The following is a 16,783-nucleotide window of genomic DNA, read 5'->3' as shown; positions in this document are numbered from 1 at the left end:
GCGGACTCGCGGGGGACGCGGCCGGTCAGCGCCGCCGGTTCCGGGCCCGGGACGAGCGCAGCCGGCGGAGCCGGCCGACCAGCACCGGCTCGGCGGCGAGCGCGGCCGGCTGGTCGAGCAGGGCGTTGAGCAGTTGGTAGTAGCGGGTCGCGGAGAGCCCGAAGGTGTCCCGGATGGCCTGTTCCTTGGCGCCCGCGTGCTTCCACCACTGCTGCTCGAAGGCGAGGATCTTCCGTTCCCGCTCGGTCAGCCCGTCGGCCTCACCGGGCTCCGCCGCCGGAGCCGCCGGAGCCGCCGGAGCCGCCTCCGCGGGCACCTCGTGCGGCGGCGCGGACTCGACCGCGGGGGCGGAGCGGGGTGGCGGGACGGTGACGCCGGCCTCCCGGCGCACGACGTCGGCGGTCCCGGACGGCTCGGGCCGGTCGTCGGTGACGGCCCGCTCCGTGGCGTCGGCGGGCATGGCGCTCCTCACGAGAACGGGCGACCGGCACGACGGCGCCGGCCGGGGGGACCCCAGCGTAACCAGGGTCCGCCCGGCCCGCATCGGACGCGGCGTCCGGTCAGGAGATGTCGCGCCGGCGCATCGTCCAGAACGCGCCGATCAGCACCGCAGCGGCGCCCAGCCCGAACACCAGGGCCGACTGCTGCCAGGTGACCACGAGCTTCGCCGGTTCGCACGCGCCCTTGGCGAACTGGCAGGTGTCGTAGTCGAACAGTTCCGCCTGCTTCATGAACCAGGACTGGGCGTACGTGGAGAGCACGTACCGGTCGCCGAACGGGACGGAGAGCACGTTCACCGCGATCCGGATGCCGATCTCGCTGATCGCGAAGATCGCCACGGCCGCGCCGAGCGCCATCGCGGTGTGCCGCCCCAGCGAGGCGAGCGCGAAGGCGACCGCGCCGACCAGCAGGATGAGCCCGACCGCCCGCAACCCGTCCAGGCCGATGGAACGCCACACCCCGGCGGTCACCTTGGCGGTGGTTCCCCGGTAGCGGCCGATGAGCCAGAAGGCGAGGGTCCAGAAGGCGCCGAGCACCAGGCTCACCCCGAGCACGGTGGTGAGCAGCGCGGCCAGCTTGGTGCCCAGCACGGCGAGCCGTTTCGGCCGCCAGAGCAGCAGGTTCATCATCCCGCCGGTGCTCCACTCGGCGCCCACGTAGGAGGCGCCGACGATGAACGCGAAGAGCGCCACCGCTCCGGCGAAGACCGCGATGAACATGGGGAACTCGGCCCGGAAGTCGAACTGGTAGGGCAGGTTCCACTTCGGGTCGAACATCTCCGGCTGCGGCTGCCAGTCCCGGCCGCAGTTCGGGCCGTACCGGTCCTCGGTGTTCTGGTCGCCGCGGGCCTTGGCGGCGTCGCAGTCCGCGACCGACTTCTTCCAGTCCTCCACCGCCCGCTGGTACTGGGCGTCGGACTCGACCTGGGCGGCCGCCACCACCTCCTTGGAGAGTTGGTGGCTGGAGAAGCTGAACGCGGTGGCCACCGTGGCCAGCCCGAGCAGCAGCAGGACGAGCAGCAGCCGGGTGACCCGGCGCTTGCCGAGCCGGCGCAGTTCGGTGACGTACAGGCTCATGCGCCCCAACCTCCCGTGGTGGCGCCGCTGCCCGGCTCACCGACCTTCATGGACTGGTCGACCTGCCGGTGCTGGCCGGGAACCGGCGCGGTGGCGGTCAGTTCGAGGAAGACGCTCTCCAGGTCGACCGCGACGGGGGTCAGCTCGCTGACGTAGAGGCCCTGCTCGGCGAGGACCCGGCTGACCGCGGCCGGCTTGTCGACGCCGGCGAGCATCAGGTGGTCGGGCTCGGCGGTGACGCGGATCCCGGCCCGGGTCAGGGTCTCGGCGGCCTGCGGCAGGTCGGTGACCGCCTCCAGGCGGACCCGCACGGCGCCCTGCGAGTGCGCCGCGAGCACCTCGTCGACCGGCCCGAACGCGACCCGTCGGCCCAGCGAGATGATGGTGACCGAGTCGCAGATGAGCTGGATCTCGCCGAGGATGTGGCTGGAGAGCACCACGGTCATCCCCGCGGCGGCGAGGTCCCGCATCAGCCCGCGCATCTCCCGGATGCCGCCCGGGTCGAGGCCGTTGGCCGGCTCGTCCAGGATCAGCAGCTTCGGGTTCTTGAGCAGCGCGGAGGCGACCGCGAGCCGCTGCTTCATGCCGAGCGAGTAGGTCTTCACCCGCTCTCCGGCCCGGTCGCGCAGCCCGACCAGCTCCAGCACCTCGTCGACCCGCTGCCGGGGCAGCTCGCCGGCCTGGGCGAGCAGCCCGAGGGTGTCCCGGGCGGAGAAGTGCGGGAAGAACTGTGGGCTCTCCACGATGGCCCCGACCTGCCCGGCGACCGCGGGCAGCGCCTGCGGCAGCTCCTGGCCCAGGATGGCCATCCGGCCGCCGTTGGGCCGGATGAGCCCGAGCAGCGTGCGCAGGGTGGTGGTCTTGCCCGAGCCGTTCGGGCCGAGGAAGCCGTGCACCTGGCCGGCCTCGACCCGCATGTCGAAGCCGTCGAGCGCGTGGCGCACCCCGCGTTTCCGGCTCCGGTACGTCTTGCGGAGACCCTCGATCTCCAGGACAGCCGACAAGCTGACCTCCCCCGATGAGTAGGTGACAGCGGACACCATACGCGGTATGCAGCCGGAGACAATACCCGGTATGCATCGGGGTTTTCCCGGATTCGGGGTCAGGCGCGCAGGGAGGCGCGCCAGGCGCGTCAGGGAGGCGCGTCAGGCGCAGACGACGTGCACGCCCGCGTCGCGGAACGCCTGCACCACGGCAGGAGACGCGCCGGAGTCGGTCACCAGCGACTCGATCCGGTCCACCGGGCAGATCCGGGCGAAGGCGTGTCCGCCCAGCTTGGACGAGTCGGCGATGACCACGACGCGCTTGGCCCGGGCCACCATGAGGCTGTTCATGGCCGCCTCGCCCTCGTGGTGGGCGGCGGCGCCGAGCTGCGGGTCGATGGCGTCCACGCCGAGCAGCGCCACGTCCAACGTCACCTCGCGCAGCAGCGCCCCGCCCAGCGGGCCCACCAGCTCGAACGACTTGGGCCGGACCACGCCGCCGGCCACCACCACCTTCATCCGCGAGCGCACCAGCAGCTCGTTGGCGATGTTCAGGGCGTTGGTGACGACGGTGAGCTGCGCGCCCTCGGCGCTGGTGTTCAGGTCGGGGCGGACCGCGAGGGCCCGGGCCACCTCCGTGCTGGTGGTGCCGCCGTTCAGGCCGACCACGGTGCCCGGCGAGACGAGCGCGGCGGCAGCCGCGCCGATCCGCTGCTTCTCGGCCGAGTGCTTCGCCGTCTTGTAGCGCAGCGGCAGGTCGTAGGAGACGCCGTTGGCGACCGCGCCGCCCCGGGTCCGCGTGATCATCTGCTGCTGGGCGAGCTGGTCGAAGTCACGCCGGATGGTGGCCTGGGAGACGTCCAGGCGCTCGGCCGCCTCCTCGACGCTGACCCGGCCGCTGTCGGTCAGCATCTCGAGCAGCGCGTTCCATCGGGCGTAGCGGTCCACCGCGGGGGCCTCCACTGGCTCTTGCACGAACGGTGATTGATTGCGTGCACAGTAGTGCGCGAAACTGGTCAGGCGCAAAACCCTGTCCTGCGCGATCTGGGAGCCGGTTGCCACGGCCACCTCGAATCGCGCAGAATGACGCGCGAAAGGCGGCCATATCGCGCCGTATTGCGCAAGGTCTCCCCTGGCGAGGAGTTGTCATGGCGTACGTGCACGCGGAGATCGCGAGCCAGCCCGACTGCTGGCGGGAGGCGGCGCGGCTCGCCCCGACCGTCGCCGACCGCCTGCCGCGCCCCGGCGAGCGGGTCGCCGTCGTCGGGTGCGGCACGTCGTGGTTCATGGCGGCCGCGTACGCCGGGCTGCGCGAGCGCGCCGGCCAGGGCGAGACCGACGCCTTCCAGGCCAGCGAGTTCCCCACCGGCCGCCGCTACGACCGGCTCATCGCCATCACCCGCTCCGGCACCACCACCGAGGTGCTGGACCTGCTCGCCGCGCTGCGCGGGCAGGTGCCCACCACGGTCCTGGTGGGCGACCCCGCCTCGCCGGCCGTCGAACTGGCCGACGCGGCGGTGCCCCTGCCCTTCGCCGACGAGCGCTCGGTGGTGCAGACCCGCTTCGCCACCACCGCGCTCGCGCTGCTCCGCGCCCACCTCGGCGAGGACCTGGGCCGGCTCGCCGCCGACGCCGAGGTGGCCGTCCGGGCCCCGCTGCCCATCGACCCGGCCGCCATCGAGCAGGTCACCTTCCTCGGCCGGGGCTGGACCGTCGGGCTGGCCCAGGAGGCCGCGCTGAAGTGCCGGGAGGCGGCCACCTTCTGGGCCGAGGCGTACCCGGCCATGGACTACCGGCACGGCCCCATCTCGATCGCCGCCCCGGGCCGGCTGGTCTGGGCGTTCGGCGGGATCCCGGAGGGGCTGCCGGAGGACGTGGCCGCCACCGGCGCCGCCTTCGTGCACAGCCGCACGCACGGCTGCCACACCGTGCTGACCAGCTGGGCCGCCGGGCGCAACCCGGTCGACCCGATGGCCGACCTGATCCTCGCCCAGCGCTTCGCCGTCGCGCTGGCCACCAGCCGCGGCCTCGACCCCGACGCGCCCCGGCACCTGACCCGCTCCGTGGTGCTCGCATGACCCCAGGCGACGAGGTCGTCGTCGCGCTGGACGTGGGCGGCACCGGGATGAAGTGCGCCCTGGTCCGGCCGGACGGCACCACCGTGCACGCCGAGCGGCACGCCACCGACGCGGCGCGCGGCCCCGAGGCGGTGGTCGGCACGATCCTGGACGTGGCCGAGGGGCTGGCCGGCAAGGCCCGCGCCGACGGGCTCACCCCGGTGGCCTGCGGCATCGCCGTGCCCGGGGTGGTCGACGAGGCCCGCGGGGTCGCGGTCTGGTCGGCGAACGTGGGCTTCCGGGACGTACCCCTGCGGGACCTGGCGCGGGAGCGGCTCGGCCTGCCCACGGCGCTCGGCCACGACGTGCGGGTGGGCGGCCTGGCCGAGGCCCGGCTCGGCGCCGGGCGGGACGCCGGCCACGTGCTCTTCGTCGCGATCGGCACCGGCATCGCCGCCGCCCACGTGGTCGACGGGTCGGCCGCCGTCGGCGCGCACGGCGCCGCCGGGGAGATCGGGCACATCCTGGTACGCCCCGACGGCCCGCCCTGCGGCTGCGGCCGCCCCGGCTGCCTGGAGGCGGTGGCGTCGGCGTCGGCGATCGGCCGCCGCTACGCCGAGCTGTCCGGCGCCCCCGCCACCGCCGCCGAGGTGGCCGACCGGGCGGCGACCGGCGAGCCGCTGGCCGGCCAGGTCTGGCGGGAGGCGGTCGAGGCGCTCGCCGACGGCCTGGCCACCGGGCAGGCGCTCTTCGACGTGGCGACCATCGTGATCGGCGGCGGGCTGGCCCAGGCCGGTCCCCGGCTGTTCGACCCGCTGCGCACGGCGCTGCGCGAGCGGCTGACCTTCCACCGGGAGCCGCGCCTGGTCGCCGCGGCCCTCGGCGACGAGGCGGGCTGCCTCGGCGCCGCCCTGCTGGCCCTGGACACCCTGGCGAAGGAGAGCCGATGACCCTGCGCGTGACCGGCAAGGTGGTGACCCCGACCGGCGTGATCCGGCAGGGTTGCGTCGAGATCGCGGGCGACCGGATCCAGGCGGTCGCCGAGTACCCGACGGTGCGCGACGGGCACTGGATCGTGCCGGGCTTCGTGGACATGCACACCCACGGCGGGGGCGGGCACACCTTCACCACCGGTGACGCGGAGTCGGCCCGGCAGGCCGCCGACTTCCACCTCGGGCACGGCACCACCACGCTGCTGGCCAGCCTGGTCAGCTCCCCGTTCCCGCTGATGCGCGAGGCCACCGCCGCCTACCGGCCGCTGGTCGAGTCCGGGGTGCTGGCGGGCGTCCACTTCGAGGGGCCCTACCTGTCGGCGGCCCGCTGCGGCGCGCAGAACCCGGAGTTCCTCCGCGACCCGTCCACCGAGGAGCTGGCCGAGCTGATCGAGCTGGGCGGCGGCGCGGTCCGGATGGTCACCCTGGCCCCCGAGCGGGACGGCGCGCTGGAGGCGATCAAGCTGCTGGTCGGCCACCGTGTGGTGGCGGCGGTCGGGCACACCGACGCCACCTGGGAGCAGACCCGGGCGGCCGTGGCGGCCGGCGCGAGCGTCGGCACCCACCTGTTCAACGGGATGCGCCCGGTGCACCACCGCGAGCCGGGGCCCGTGGTGGCGCTGCTGGAGGCCCCGAACGTGGTCTGCGAGCTGGTCGCCGACGGGGTGCACCTGCACCACGGCATGCTCGGCTTCGCCACCTCGGTGGCCGGCCCGGACCGGGCCGCCCTCATCACCGACGCGATGGCCGCCGCCGGCATGCCCGACGGCGAGTACGAGCTGGGCGGCCAGGCCGTCACCGTGGCCGACGGGGTGGCCCGGCTCAGCCGGGACGGCGCGATCGCCGGCAGCACGCTGACCATGGACGCCGCCCTGCGGCACGCCGTCGGCGCGGGGATTCCCCTGCCGGACGCCTGCCGGATGGTCGCCACCACCCCGGCCCGGGCCATCGGCCTCGGCGACCGGGTGGGCGCGCTCCAGGCCGGCCTCCGGGCCGACCTGGTCGTCCTCGACGACGACCTCAACGTCCTCCGGGTGATGCGCGGCGGCGCCTGGGTGGAGTGACGCGGCGGGGGGTGTTCAGCCCGCCGTGGGCACCTCGACGCCGAGCACCGCCTGCTCGTCCGGGCGGTGCACCAGCACGTCGGCCAGGTACGACTGCACCGCCTGGCGCATGCCGACGTCCCGACCGGCCCGCTCGGAGAGCAGCCACTTGTGCTCGATGATCTGGGCGAACAGCTCCTGCGGCTCCAGCTTGCGGCGCAGGTGCGCGGGCACCGCCCGGACCACCGGCTCGAACACCTCGGTGAGCCAGCGGTGCGCGGCCTGCTGCTCGTCGGTCAGGTCGCTCTCCACCCGGTACGCGTCCAGGTCGTTGAGGAGCTTGCGCGCCTGGTTCTCCTCGGCGTCCAGGCCGGTGAGCCGGAGCAGCCGCCGGGTGTGGTAGCCGGCGTCGACCACCTTGGGCCGGACGAGGTAGCGCCCGTTGTCGACGGTCGACATGGCCACCTCGGCGACGTCGAAGCCGAGCTCGTTGAGGCGGCGGATCCGGCCCTCGATGTCGTGCCGGGCCTCCCGCTCGATCTGCTGCTCGTAGGTGATCTCGTGCCAGAGCCGCTCGTAGCGCCGTACGACCTCGTCGCACACCACCTCGGGGTCGATCGACTCGTGCAGCAGGCCGGCGGCCTGGAGGTCGAGCGCCTCGCCGAAGATGTTGACCCGGGCGATCTCCAGGTCCTCCCCGCGCTGGCCGTTGGAGAGCGACGGGTGCAGCGCCCCGGTCTCGGCGTCGACCAGGTAGGCGGCGAAGGCGCCCGCGTCCCGCCGGAACAGCGTGTTCGACAGCGAGCAGTCGCCCCAGAAGAAACCGGTCAGGTGCATCCGCACGATCAGCGCGGCCAACGCGTCCAGCAGCCGGTTCATCGTCTCCGGCCGCAACGTGTTGGAGAACAGCGCCCGGTAGGGCAGCGAGAACTGGAGGTGCCGGGTGATCAGCACCGGGTCGAGCGGCTCGCCGTCGTCGGTCTGCCGGTCGGCCACGATCGCAATCGCCTCGACCGACGGGAAGTCGATCCGCTCCAGCGCCCGGAGCAGGTCGTACTCCCGTTCGGCGACCCGCTCGCCGGTCTCCTTCACGGCGTAGACGTAGCCGCCGAGCCGGACGAACCGCACGATGTGCCGCGAGATGCCCTGTGGCAGCGCGACCAGGTGCTCGGCAGGCCACTCCGCCAGCGGGGTCGACCAGGGAAGGTCGAGCAGCGCCGGGTCGACGAGGGCCGAGGTGATCCGCACGGCCACAAGTGTGACCGCTCACCCGGCCGAACGCCTCCCTTCGTGGTTGGGCCCACAGCCGCCCCCGCCCGCGCCGGTCCGGGGCCGCGGGCGGCCGGTAGCGTGGTCGCGTGCGGGAGATCACTGGGGTACGCCGGATGCCGCGCCTCCGGCCCGTCCGGCCGGCCGGCTGGTGGTTCGACGGGCTGCTGCTCGCCGCCCTGGTGGCGCTCACCGTGGCGCTGGCCAGCGGCCACCTCCTCGGCCTAGACCGGGCCGTCGTCGACTGGGCGGACTCGCACCGGCCCGCCGCGGCGTTCTGGGTGGCCCGGGTGCTCAACCTCCTGGGCCAGGGCACCCCGCTGACCCTGCTGGCCGCCGCGGTGGGCGTGGTGGTGGGCCTGCGGCTCCGCTCGGTGCGCCCGATCCTGCCGCCGGTCGTCGCCTTCCTGCTCACCAACCTGACGATCGGGCCGCTGAAGCTCTGGACGGACCGCGCGGCGCCGAGCGCCAGCGTCAAGCCGCCCTACCTGCCCGAGGCGGACACGGTCCGGCTCTTCCACACCGAGGGCGTCTACGGAATGTCGTACCCGTCGGGGCACGTGGCCAACGCGATCGTCTGGTACGGCGTGCTCGCCCTGCTGATCCCGGCGCTGCTGCGCACGGTCGGCCGGACCGTCCCGGCCCGGCTGGTCACCGTGGTCCGGGTGCTGCCGCCGCTGATCGTTCTCTCCACCACCACGTACCTGGGCTGGCACTGGCTGACCGACTCGGTCGCCGGGCTGCTGCTCGGCCTGCTGCTGGACCGGTTGCTGCACCGGGTGCCCTGGGACGACCTGCCGTTGCCCGGCCCGCTGCGCCACCGGGACCGGCCGTTCACCTCCGCCGCGTAATCTGCGCCGATGGCAGAACTGGCGCGCCGGCTGGGCGTACCCGACGCGGTCGTCATCGGCCTGGGGTCGATGCTCGGCGCGGGCGTCTTCGTCGTCTTCGCCCCCGCCGCGGCGGCGGCCGGCGGCGCCGGCCTGCTGGTCGCCCTGGCCCTCGCCGGCTTCATCGCCTTCTGCAACGCGACCAGTTCCGCCCGGCTCGCCGCCCGCTACCCGGAGTCCGGCGGCACCTACGTCTACGGCCGGGAGCGGCTGCACCCGTTCGCCGGGTTCCTCGCCGGCTGGGGCTTCGTGATCGGCAAGACCGCGAGCTGCGCCGCCATGGCCCTGACCATCGGGGCGTACCTCTGGCCGGGGCGGGCGCGGCTCGTCGCGGTCCTCGCGGTGCTGGCCGTGACCGCCGTGAACCTGCGCGGCATCGGGAAGACCGCGGCGGCCACCCGGGTGCTGGTCGGCGTGGTGCTCACCGTGCTCGCCGTGGTGGCGGTGACCGGCGCCCCGGACGTCGCGACCGACCGGCTGGCCGGCTTCGCCGACACCGGGGTCCGGGGCGTGCTCACCGCCGCCGGCCTGCTCTTCTTCGCCTTCGCCGGTTACGCCCGGATCGCCACGCTCGGCGAGGAGGTCCGCGACCCGGAACGCACCGTCCCGCGCGCGGTGCCGCTGGCCCTCGGCGTGGTGCTGGCCATCTACCTGGTGCTGGCCGTGGTCGCGGTCGGCGTGCTGGGCCAGCAGCGGCTCGCCGACTCGACCGCGCCGCTGGCCGAGGTGGTGACCGCGGCCGGGCTGCCCGGCCTGGCCTGGCTGGTGCGGGCCGGGGCGACCGTGGCGGTGACCGGGGTGCTGCTCTCCCTGCTGGCCGGGGTGGGGCGGACCACGCTGGCGATGGCCCGCCGCCGGGATCTGCCGGGCGCGCTGGCCGCCGTGCACCCGCGCTACCGGGTGCCGCACCGCGCCGAGCTCGCCGTGGCCGCCGTGGTGATCGTCGTGGTGTCGCTGGTCGACGTCCGCGGCGCGATCGGCTTCTCCAGCTGCACGGTGCTCGTCTACTACGCGATCGCCAACGCCTCGGCGCTCACCCTGGGCCGGGACCCGGCCCGGAAGCTACCGGTGCAGCTGCTCGCCGCGCTGGGGCTGGTCGGCTGCCTGCTGCTCGCGGTCAACCTGCCGGTCGCCAGCGTGCTCACCGGCTTCGGCGTGCTCGCCCTCGGCGCCGTCTGGTACGCCCTCCGCCACACCACCCGCGCGACCTGACCCCGGTCACTCGTCGGGTTGGCGGGGGGCCGGGGCGCCGGCCGGGGCGGGCGGCGGCACGGGCGTGGTCTCGCGGAGCAGGGCGGTCAGCCCGGCCCGCCGGGCCACCACGGTCAGCCGGTCCCCCGCGTGGATCACCATGCGCGGGTCGGTGGACCACTCCGTCTTCTGCCCGGCCCGGGTGTGGGCCAGCAGGCGCACCTCGCCGGGGCGGGCCACCGCGGCGAGCGGCCGGCCGTCCAGCGGGGAGCCGGCCACCACCGGCACCTCGGTGACCAGCAGCGCGTGCCGGTCGACCGGGATGGTGGCGATCACGGCGCGGTCCAGCATGGCCGCCGCGAACGCCGGTGCGGCCAGGTACGACACGCTGCGCGAGATGCCGATGCCGAACGCCTGCTGGATCCGCTCGGCGAAGTCGCCGTCGAAGAGGCGCAGCACCACCCGCAGGTCGGGGTCGAGGGACCGGGCGTTGAGCGCGGCGCGGAGGTTGATCCCGTCGTCGGTGGAGACCACCACGAGCGCCTGGCAGGTGTCGACGGAGGCGGCCCGCAGCGTCTCCTCCTGACCGGCGTCCCCGATGATCAGCGGCACGCCGAGCCGGTGCGCCAGCGGGGCGCCGCGCGCCTCCGGGTTCTTGTCGATGACCACCACCTCGACCCCGAAGTCGTGCAGTTGCGCCATGACCCGCGTGCCGATGTTGCCGAGCCCGACCACCACCACGTGCCCGGACCGGTCGGGCTGGATCCGGCCGGCGTGCAGGGCGAGCCGGGCGTTCACGATGCCGTCGACCACGGCGGCCGTGATGAGCGGGATGAGCGCCAGCCCGGCCAGGTTGAGCACCACCTGCATGACCTGGGCGGCGAGCGGCTTGTTGACGTCCGGATCCTGCCCGCTGAGGGTGGTGACCAGGGTGAGGTAGAGCGCCTCGGACCAGGTCACGTCCGCCGCCCGGGCGTTGAGCCAGCCGAGCACGGCGATCACCGCGAGCAGCACCAGCACGGCCACGCCGATCTTGCGGGTGGCGAAGCTGCGGAGCGCCCGGAGCAGCACCGCCACGGGCTGCCGGCGACGGCGGGCGCGGACCAGCCGGCGGGCGGCCAGCTCGGTGCCGGGCGGCCGCCCGGTCGCCTCGGCCAGCACCACGTCGGCGGCGGACTCGTCGGCGGGCAGCACCCGGACCAGCTCCGGGTCGGTGGTGACGGCCAACCCGCTGACCACGTCCTGCGGGCGTACGTCGGCGCGGCGGGCCACGTAGAGGGTGCGGCCGGCGTGCCGGAAGTGGGTGGGGGCCAGCTCGCCGAGGGCGGCGGCCACGAAGGCCGGGGCGGAGATCGAGGCGTCGGAGAGCACCGCCGAGTCGGGGAAGAGCTGCCGCACGCCGTTGGCCAGGCTGGTGTTGAACATCCGGACCACCAGGCGCAGCCGGGGCTCGACCTCCTGGGCGCAGAGCGCGGCGTGCATGTTGCCCACGTCGTCCTGGTGCAGCAGGGCCAGCCCGTCCGCCCCGGCCAGCCCGGCGCTGCGGAAGGTGGCCTCGTCGAGCCGGTCGGCCCGGACGACCTGGACGCCGGGGAGATCCCGCCCGTCGGGCCCCTCGGAGCGGCGGCGCTCGGGCACCACCAGGGTGACCCGCACCCGGCCGGCGGGCGGGTCGGTGGCGAGCAGCGACCGGACCACCCAGTAGGCCAACGGGTCCGAGCCGCAGACCACGTAGTGCGGGCGCACGTCGCCGTTCATCTTCAGCCGCCATCCGGTCGCCCGGCGCGCGCGGTCGCGGAGGGGCTCGGCCATGTCCGGATCGTAGTCAGTCGCTCGCAGCGCGCGCAGCCCCCTCGATCATGAACGCATGGTGCCGGCCAGTACGGGTAGAGCACCGCCATGCAGACGTTCCTGCCGTATCCGGACTTCCTGGCCAGCGCCCGGACGCTGGACCAGAAGCGGCTGGGCAAGCAGCGCGTGGAGACCATCCAGGTGCTGCGCGGGCTGACCCGGCCGGACTACGGCTGGCGCAACCACCCGGCGGTGAAGATGTGGGCCGGGTACGAGGAGGCGCTGACCCGGTACGGCCTGGACATGTGCGCGGTGTGGTGCGAGCCGGGCCGGGCGGACACCTGCGCGGCCACCATGGCCACCGACCTCGCCACGGCCTGCGGCATCGCCGTCATCCGCACCCAGGCGGAGCTGGCCGAGGCCGGCGAGCTGCCGCCCTGGCTGGGCCGGGAGGACCTGCACCGCAGCCACCGGTCGTCGCTGCTGCGCAAGGACCCGGCGCACTACGGCCCGCAATTCGACGGCGTCCCGCCCGACCTGGAGTACGTCTGGCCGGCGTCGGACCGGCCGCGCCGCTGTCCGCTGCCGCCGGAGGCGTGAGCCGGCAGACTGGAGGCTCCCGTCGGGCGGAGGCGCAGATGGCACTGTCGCGGGTGGTCGGCCGGCTCATCGGCGTACGCCGGCATCTGGTGGACCGCGGCGGTGGTGGCGCCCCGCGCGTGCCGAGGCCGGTGCGGGCCGTGGTGGTCGGCGGCGGCATAGCCGGCATGTCGGCGGCGGTGGTGCTGGCCGAACGCGGCGTCCAGGTGACCGTGCTGGAGGCGGCGCCGCACCTGGGCGGCCGGCTCGGCGCGTGGCCGGAGGAACTGCCGCACGGCGTCCAGCGCAACGAACACGGCTTCCACGCCTTCTTCCGGCAGTACTGGAACTGGCGGAACATCCTGCGCCGGGCCGACCCGACCCTGCGCTTCCTGAAGCCGGTTCCCGGCTATCCGATCCTCTCCGCCGAGTGGCCGACCGAGGAGTTCGGCCGGCTGCCGCCCGCACCGCCGGCCAACCTGCTCGCCCTGCTGCTGCGCAGCCCCAGCGTCCGCCTGCCCGACCTGCGGGCCATGGACCGGGACGCGGCGCTGCCGCTGCTCACCTACGACCCGGAGCGCACCTACGCCGAGTTCGACACCCGGACCGCCGACGAGCTGCTCACCTCGCTGCGGCTGCCGGACCGGGCCCGGGCCATGCTCTTCGAGGTCTTCTCGCACTCGTTCTTCAACCACGAGGCGGAGATGTCGGCCGCCGAGATGATCACCCAGTTCCACTTCTACCTGCTCGGCAACCCGGAAGGGCTGGCCTTCGACTGCCCGGACCGGGACTACGCCACGGCGATCTGGGAGCCGCTCGCCCGGCACGTCGAGCGCCATGGCGCCCGGATCCGCACCGGCACGGCCGCCGCCCGGCTGGACCGGACGCCGGACGGCTGGCGGGTCACCACCGCCGGCGGCGACACCCACGAGGCCGGGCACGTGGTGCTCGCCGTCGACCCGCCGGCGCTCGCCGCGCTGGTCGCCGCCTCCCCCGGCCTGCTCGCCGCGGCGCCCGAGCTGGTGGCCCGGATGCCCGCGTTCGGCCGGCCCGGTCCGCCGTACGCGGTGGCGCGCTACTGGATGGAGGGCGACGTGCGCCCGGACCGGGCGGTGTTCAGCGGGGTGTCCCGCCAGCCCACCCTGGATTCGGTGACCCTCTACCACCGGCTGGAGGACGAGCCGCGGCGCTGGGCGGGGCGGACCGGCGGCTCGGTGGTGGAGCTGCACGCGTACGCCTGCGAGCCGGACGTGCCGGCCGAGGAGCTGGCCGAGCGGATGCGGGTGGAGCTGACCGCGCTCTGGCCGGAGGCGGCCGCCCTGCGGGTACGCGCACTGCGCGCCCGGGTCGAGGCGCAGGCGCCCGCGTTCACCCCGGGCAGCCACGCGGGGCGGCCGGGGGTGCGCACCGGGGCGCCCGGCCTCTACCTGGCCGGCGACGGCATCCGGACCGAGTTCCCGAGCGCGTTGATGGAACGGTCGGCGGCGACCGGGATCGTGGCCGCCAACCACATCCTGCGGGCGGAGGGGGCGGCGGCCGAACCGGTCAGCTCGGTCCGCCCGCGCGGCCTGCTGGCCGCCCGCCGCTGATACGAAACAGTTCATAAGCCCTCAAAAGCTGCACTAGTCTCGACAGACTCCGTCGCACGGGAGGTCGGGAGGGTGAGTACGGCGCTGCGGGTGGACGACGAGCGGGACGACGCGTACGGGCTGCTCCGCGACGAGCGGGCGTGCGTGGTCACCGCGCTGCGCCTGGGCTGGTCGATGGCGGACACCTACCACCACGCGCAGACCACCGACCTGGCCGACGACGCGGACCGGCCCGCGGCCGCCCCACCGAAGCTCTCCAACGTCACCGAGCTGCCGGGGCGGCTCCGGCTCGGGATGAACCTGGACGGGGTGGAGGTGGCGCTCGCCCAGATCGCCGCGCTCACCGCGCCCGGCCGGCCGCTGCCGTCCACCGCCGCCGCCCGGGCCGCCGCCGGGGCGGACCGGGAACCGCTGCTGCTCGCCCTCGACGAGCTGAACGTCGAGGTGCTGCGCTGGACGATGGCCACCAACCACCGGGTGGGCCTGGCCTACCGGCTCGGCCGGTCGCTCGCCGACACGGTCCGGCACGGCGACGGCCACCAGCTGGTCGGGCGGTTCGGCGGGCGGCAGGTCCAGATCAGCCGGTGGCTGGACGAGCTGGCCAGCGTGCTGCCCCCGTACTCGGCGGCGGTGGTGCGCCAATCGCTGGCCGCGTGGGCGGCGGCGGTCACCCGGGCCGCGATCGGCGACCCGGGCGAGGCGGGGCTGGCGGAGCTGGCCCGCGAGCTGCGCAACCAGGGTGAGCTGTGGCGGGGCGTGCTCACCGGCGGCCTGCACCCGCGCGACCTGCTGGACGAGGAGAACTGGGCCGTGGTGGCCCGGAACCTGATCATCCGGGACCGGAAGCTGGTCGTGCAGGCGGCCCGGGGGATCTTCTGGCCGGTGCTCGTACCCCTGCTGGTGGTGCTGCTGGCGGTGGTCGGGGTGAGCGCCGCGGCGGCGGCCGGCTCCCCCACCACCCGGGCCGCGGTGGCCCTGGTCGGCCTGGGCGCCGGGCTCACCGCGATCTGGCGGTCGGTCTCCGCGCCGGCCCTGTCGGTGGCCGCCGAGGTGAACCGGCCGCTGCTGGAGAGCGAGCTGGTGGTGCAGATGGCCACCCGGATCGGCCGCCCGCTCACCGCGGCGCGCGCCGCCGGTCGGGCCGGCCGGCAGCGGCCGGCGCCGGACGGTGGATCGAAATACGTTGCCCGCCTTTCCGGGGCGGATCTACCGTGAGCGCGCAAGGTCAACCACCGCTCAGGGAGCCGTCGATGTCGCTGCGACACGCCACCACGATGCCGTCGTGGCTGGTCAGCGACGGTTGCCGAGCCGAAGGTCCCCGCCCCGGGTGGCCCGACTGACGCGCCCGCGCGTCCCCGTCGTCGCCGCCCGGTCCCGTGGACCGGGCGGCTTTTTGCTGCCGTACCACCGATCGTGAAGGGAGAGCCCGGTGGACGCCGTCCTCGTCATCAACGCCGACCTCGGCCCGCTGCACCGGGTCACCGTCCAGCACGCGATCCGGATGCTCTGCCGGCGGGTCGCCGAGATCCACGAGGCCGAGCCGGACCAGGTCATCGGGGTCTTCCCGATGCCGCGCGTGGTCCGCCTCGTCCGGTACGTGGTGACGCGCTGGCGGTTCAGCGCCGGCCCGGCCTGGTCCCGGGGCGGGGTGCTGCGCCGCGACGGCCGGCGGTGCGCCTACTGCGACGGCCCGGCCAGCACCGTCGACCACATCCTGCCCCGCTCGCGCGGCGGCCGGAACACCTGGGGGAACACCACCGCCGCCTGCTACGCGTGCAACCAGCGCAAGGGCGACCGGACCCCGGCCGAGGCGGGCATGCCGCTGCGGCGGGAGCCGGTGACGCCGAGCTGGGCCGCCCTGGCGCGGTGACGGACGGCCGGCGGGCACAGGGGGTCGCGTCGGAGGTACGCCTCCGGCGCGGCGCCCGCCGGTCCCGGCGTCAGCCGGCGGCGCGCGGGGTCCAGCCGAAGCGCGGGGCCCGGCGTTCGGAAACCGCCGCGATCCCCTCGCGGGCCTCGCCGCTCTCCCGCACCTGCCCGTGCCACCAGGCGATCCGGTCGGCGTCGGCGCGCCCGTCGACGATCTCCTTGGCCGCGGCCACGGTGAGCCGGGAGCGCTCGGCGATGGTGGCGGTGACCGCGGCCACCCGGGCGGCGAGCGCGTCGGCCGGCAGCACCTCGTCGACCAGCCCGATCCGCAGCGCCCGCTCGGCGTCGACCAGCTCGCTGGTGAAGAGCAGGTGCTTGGCCGCGGACGGCCCGACGAGCGTGGCCAGCCGCCGGGTGGTCGGCGCGGGATAGACCAGCCCCAGCCGCGCCGGGGGTACGCCGAACCGGGCGTCCGCCGCGGCGAGGCGCAGGTCGCAGGCGACGGCGAGCTGGCAGCCGCCGCCGACGCAGGCGCCCTCGATGGCGGCCACGGTGGGCCGGCCGAACGCGGCCAACCGCTCCTCGGCGGCCACCGCGATGCTGCCGTCCCCGGCCTCCAGCAGCTCGTCCAGGTCGCCCAGGTCGGCGCCGGCGCAGAAGGTGCCGCCGGCTCCGGTGAGCACGAGCACGCGCACCGCCGGGTCGGCCTCCAGTCCGTCGAGCAGCACCGGGAGTTGCCGCCACATGGCCGGCGTCATGGCGTTGCGGCGCGCCGGGTTCCGGATCACCACGGTCGCCACCGGGCCGTCGACCGTGACGGTCAGTTCCGCGTCGGACATGGCTCCGACCGTAACGGGCGGGGCCCGGTGACCACCCGCGTGGGGTGGCCGCCGGGCCCCGGGATCGGACGGTCAGGTCAGGAGACGTTGACCGCGGTGTCGTCGACCACGAAG

16 protein-coding genes are annotated in these 16,783 nt (G+C 75.1%); 9 read left to right on the top strand and 7 right to left on the bottom strand.

Going from position 1 to position 16,783, the window contains the following annotated elements:
* Positions 1-25 precede the first annotated feature (25 nt).
* The 4 genes from FXF50_RS24055 to FXF50_RS24040 form a co-directional block, all read right to left on the bottom strand.
* A complete protein-coding gene (locus FXF50_RS24055) occupies positions 26-460 on the bottom strand; it encodes a DUF3263 domain-containing protein (protein ID WP_148431146.1) in 435 nt (144 codons plus the stop codon).
* Positions 461-560: 100 nt separating this feature from the next.
* Complete coding sequence (locus FXF50_RS24050; protein WP_148431145.1) at positions 561-1,577, bottom strand: ABC transporter permease subunit; 1,017 nt, start codon at positions 1,575-1,577, stop codon at positions 561-563.
* Positions 1,574-2,494: an ATP-binding cassette domain-containing protein gene (locus tag FXF50_RS24045; RefSeq protein WP_187399801.1), complete on the bottom strand. Its 921-nt coding sequence runs from the start codon at positions 2,492-2,494 to the stop codon at positions 1,574-1,576. The genes FXF50_RS24050 and FXF50_RS24045 overlap by 4 nt, the downstream gene beginning before the upstream one ends.
* 228 nt (positions 2,495-2,722) lie before the next feature.
* Positions 2,723-3,508 carry a DeoR/GlpR family DNA-binding transcription regulator gene (locus tag FXF50_RS24040; RefSeq protein ID WP_148431144.1) on the bottom strand — a complete coding sequence of 262 codons (786 nt, stop codon included), beginning with the start codon at positions 3,506-3,508 and terminating at the stop codon, positions 2,723-2,725.
* 200 nt (positions 3,509-3,708) lie between these two features.
* On the opposite strand from FXF50_RS24040, the gene FXF50_RS24035 reads away from it, so the two are divergent.
* From FXF50_RS24035 to nagA, 3 genes are read left to right on the top strand one after another with little or no spacing between them, the layout of a single operon-like run.
* Positions 3,709-4,638, top strand: coding sequence for an SIS domain-containing protein (locus FXF50_RS24035; RefSeq protein ID WP_148431143.1), 930 nt, complete (start codon positions 3,709-3,711; stop codon positions 4,636-4,638).
* Positions 4,635-5,567 (top strand): ROK family protein, encoded by a 933-nt coding sequence (locus FXF50_RS24030; RefSeq protein ID WP_148431142.1) that lies wholly within the window; start codon positions 4,635-4,637, stop codon positions 5,565-5,567. Before FXF50_RS24035 ends, FXF50_RS24030 begins: the two co-directional genes overlap by 4 nt.
* Positions 5,564-6,673: an N-acetylglucosamine-6-phosphate deacetylase gene (gene nagA, locus FXF50_RS24025; RefSeq protein WP_148431141.1), complete on the top strand. Its 1,110-nt coding sequence runs from the start codon at positions 5,564-5,566 to the stop codon at positions 6,671-6,673. The genes FXF50_RS24030 and nagA overlap by 4 nt, the downstream gene beginning before the upstream one ends.
* Positions 6,674-6,688: 15 nt before the next feature.
* Here nagA and FXF50_RS24020 read toward each other — a convergent pair whose 3' ends face one another.
* Positions 6,689-7,900, bottom strand: a complete 1,212-nt coding sequence (locus FXF50_RS24020) for a DUF4032 domain-containing protein (RefSeq protein WP_148431140.1) — start codon at positions 7,898-7,900, stop codon at positions 6,689-6,691.
* A 137-nt stretch (positions 7,901-8,037) separates the two neighbouring features.
* Between FXF50_RS24020 and FXF50_RS24015 the strand changes: the two genes are divergently transcribed.
* Both FXF50_RS24015 and FXF50_RS24010 read left to right on the top strand, forming a co-directional pair.
* Positions 8,038-8,772: a phosphatase PAP2 family protein gene (locus FXF50_RS24015; protein ID WP_187399800.1), complete on the top strand. Its 735-nt coding sequence runs from the start codon at positions 8,038-8,040 to the stop codon at positions 8,770-8,772.
* 9 nt (positions 8,773-8,781) lie between these two features.
* Positions 8,782-10,023 carry an APC family permease gene (locus FXF50_RS24010; protein ID WP_148431138.1) on the top strand — a complete coding sequence of 414 codons (1,242 nt, stop codon included), beginning with the start codon at positions 8,782-8,784 and terminating at the stop codon, positions 10,021-10,023.
* Positions 10,024-10,029: 6 nt separating this feature from the next.
* On the opposite strand, the gene FXF50_RS24005 is transcribed toward FXF50_RS24010, so the two are convergent.
* Positions 10,030-11,814, bottom strand: coding sequence for an NAD-binding protein (locus FXF50_RS24005; protein ID WP_255510171.1), 1,785 nt, complete (start codon positions 11,812-11,814; stop codon positions 10,030-10,032).
* A gap of 87 nt (positions 11,815-11,901) precedes the next feature.
* Between FXF50_RS24005 and FXF50_RS24000 the strand changes: the two genes are divergently transcribed.
* The 4 genes from FXF50_RS24000 to FXF50_RS23985 all read left to right on the top strand — a co-directional run bounded on the left by FXF50_RS24000 (position 11,902) and on the right by FXF50_RS23985 (position 15,831).
* On the top strand, positions 11,902-12,393 hold the full coding sequence (locus FXF50_RS24000) for an MSMEG_6728 family protein (RefSeq protein ID WP_148431137.1): 492 nt from the start codon (positions 11,902-11,904) through the stop codon (positions 12,391-12,393).
* Between the two features lie 38 nt (positions 12,394-12,431).
* Positions 12,432-13,961 carry an FAD-dependent oxidoreductase gene (locus tag FXF50_RS23995; protein WP_148431136.1) on the top strand — a complete coding sequence of 510 codons (1,530 nt, stop codon included), beginning with the start codon at positions 12,432-12,434 and terminating at the stop codon, positions 13,959-13,961.
* 72 nt (positions 13,962-14,033) lie between these two features.
* Positions 14,034-15,176, top strand: coding sequence for a hypothetical protein (locus FXF50_RS23990; protein ID WP_148431135.1), 1,143 nt, complete (start codon positions 14,034-14,036; stop codon positions 15,174-15,176).
* A gap of 214 nt (positions 15,177-15,390) precedes the next feature.
* Positions 15,391-15,831 (top strand): HNH endonuclease, encoded by a 441-nt coding sequence (locus FXF50_RS23985; RefSeq protein ID WP_148431134.1) that lies wholly within the window; start codon positions 15,391-15,393, stop codon positions 15,829-15,831.
* Positions 15,832-15,901: 70 nt separating this feature from the next.
* Here FXF50_RS23985 and FXF50_RS23980 read toward each other — a convergent pair whose 3' ends face one another.
* Positions 15,902-16,669, bottom strand: coding sequence for an enoyl-CoA hydratase/isomerase family protein (locus tag FXF50_RS23980; RefSeq protein WP_148431133.1), 768 nt, complete (start codon positions 16,667-16,669; stop codon positions 15,902-15,904).
* Between the last annotated feature and the right edge of the window lie 114 nt (positions 16,670-16,783).

The sequence above is a fragment of the Micromonospora sp. AP08 genome (genome assembly GCF_008085935.1).
GTDB classification, from domain to species: Bacteria; Actinomycetota; Actinomycetes; order Mycobacteriales; family Micromonosporaceae; genus Micromonospora; species Micromonospora chersina.
Note: the sequence above shows the minus strand (reverse complement) of the source record. Positions and strands in the feature narration are given on the sequence as shown.